Annotated in this window: 3 protein-coding genes; all 3 read right to left on the bottom strand. The window is 42.8% G+C overall.

From position 1 onward, the window contains the following. On the bottom strand, positions 1–539 hold a 539-nt coding region (locus ABHN01_RS24985), incomplete at its 3' end, for a GerAB/ArcD/ProY family transporter (RefSeq protein WP_429877789.1). A gap of 27 nt (positions 540–566) precedes the next feature. After that, on the bottom strand, positions 567–1781 hold the full coding sequence (locus ABHN01_RS24980; RefSeq protein ID WP_429877788.1) for a Ger(x)C family spore germination protein: 1215 nt from the start codon (positions 1779–1781) through the stop codon (positions 567–569). Beyond that, the coding region (locus ABHN01_RS24975) for a spore germination protein (protein WP_429877787.1) at positions 1771–2234 on the bottom strand (464 nt) is incomplete at its 5' end. The genes ABHN01_RS24975 and ABHN01_RS24980, both read right to left, overlap by 11 nt.

Below are 2234 nucleotides of genomic sequence, written 5' to 3'. Positions count from 1 at the left end.
GGTCTAATACCTTCTTCTAGTATGGGTTTTATGTTATTCAAATCAATTAGACCAGAGGCAACGATCAAAACGAAACCCACAGCAGCAAGAAGATACATTAAAACAAACAACAACTCTCCCGCCCTAGCCATTACTTCAATTCCTTTTCGGACTCCGTAAATTACTACAAGCATAAATAGCGTGTTGGTAATGAACAATGGTGTTTCTGGATAGGCAAAGGCGATTAACATCTCTCCAAAGTCTCGTAGTACCCTTGCGGCGAGATACGCAAAATAGAGAATGTAAAAAAAAGCAATGCAGCGTCCTAGCCATTTCCCCATGATCCTTTGGGCATATTCTGTTGGAGGGATATCTGGATAATAGAAGTACAAGCGAAGATAGATAAAAAATAAGAAAAATCCACCCACCATCCCAATAAGAATGGCGATCCAGGCATCCTGTTTTGCTCCCATAGCAAGAGGAACTAATAAGGCACTGCCCAATTCAAATAAAAACATGAGGACAAATAGCTGGTATGCACTGATCTTCGCCTTCTCCACTGATTTCTCACTCCTTTGACCCATTATTTATTTTTCGAAATTAGAAAGGAAAGGTTTATTTCGCAAACCGCTGCGTCGCACAAAGGCATCTACTTTCACCTTGACCTTTACTTTAGGAAAGGTAGCATCATTCCAGTCGTGTTTTAGCTTCTTCCAAGCCGCCGGATCGGTTCGGTGCACCACTTCACCAAACCCAAAAATGTCCGATTTATCTTTTTGAGCGTGTTGGACAGCCCCTTGAATCTCCTTTTGAATCTCTTTTTCCAAGGCTCTTTCTACAGCAAGAATTACATTCGGACTATTCAGATTAACCGGCACTTTTACTGCTCCAATGCCTCCCTCGGCACGGACATCTACTAACATAACAGGTACCCCTTTTTTCATAGAAGCTGAGACCTTTGTTTGTTGCCGGGTTACTTGATATGAAATCGCATCTTTTTCCTTCTTCCATAGGATATCGACATCTGTAGCTTTAATTTTATTCAGGATCCACAATGTACCACCTGCGTTTTTTCCTTCAATCCAATCGACTAACTTTCCATCTTTAAAGACAGCTAATCCATCAGCTCGTATTGTTACCATGGGATTGGTTTGTTGAAGGTTCTGTATAGTTTTTCCCAGCGGACGATCTCCAAACAACCGGAATCCGCTTAGCGCAAGCCCTTTTCCTGGAGAAATGAGGCTTTTCATCACATCTTGAAGGTTGACATCTAGAATTCTTCCCCATCTTTGTTCCGAAAATTTCAATGTTTTTATTACTTTATTCGAAGGGATTTTATCGATAGGTGTCAATGTTTTCACAAAATCCGCGGCTTTTACGTCACGAGAAATCACAATACTGGCAGTATTCCTGAACTCTGGATCGCGATCAAAGGCGTCTATCAGTTTAAGTATTCCTTCCGTTTTTGCTAGCTTCTCGCTGATCACTAATAAGTTAGCGTGGGCATAATACATTTTACGAGATAACCTAGTCGTTGCTTTACGGCTTATTTCAACCAGATTGTCCCCTGTAACCGAAAAGGCAGTAATCGGTGGACCCTGTGCGCCACCACTTACTTGTTGTCCACCCGCCACGTTTCCGGGATTGACAATTTGAAAGGTCACAACATACCTTCCGTTTTCATTTTTATCGATTCCCAGGGCTGAAATAATCGCTAGGTCTGTTAATTCCTTTTGACTGTAGCATCCAGAGAGGAAGGCAACACTTAAGAATAAGATAAGAAATACTGTTTTACGATTCATTGCGATCCCCTTGTTCCATGTCGGTATTTACTATACCGCGGCTTCGAGGAGGCTGCGGATGTTTGTTTTTCCCTTCGCGAGTACGATTCGAACTGATGAAGCTTGGTCTCTTCCATAAAGCCCACCAAGGTACACGGATGAAGGTATCACCTAACTCCGCAGGTATGACGGGGGCTATTGGTGTCATATAAGGTACACCAAAAGAACGCAACCCACATAAATGTAGGATCAACATGATAAGCCCTAGAATAACTCCATAAAAACCAAATAGTGCGGCTGCTACCATAAAGGCAAAACGAATCAAACGGGCAGAAATGGCCATCGCAAAGGAAGGGGTCGCGAAATTGGCAATTGCCGTAATGGATACAATGATAACCATCGCTGGGGTAACAATGCCAGCTTGCACCGCTGCCTGGCCGATGACTAAAGCGCCAACAATCGAGATTGCTGATC

It is taken from the genome of Fictibacillus sp. NRS-1165, assembly GCF_050468105.1.
Taxonomy (GTDB): Bacteria; Bacillota; Bacilli; order Bacillales; family Fictibacillaceae; genus Fictibacillus_C; species Fictibacillus_C terrinigri.
Note: the sequence above shows the minus strand (reverse complement) of the source record. Positions and strands in the feature narration are given on the sequence as shown.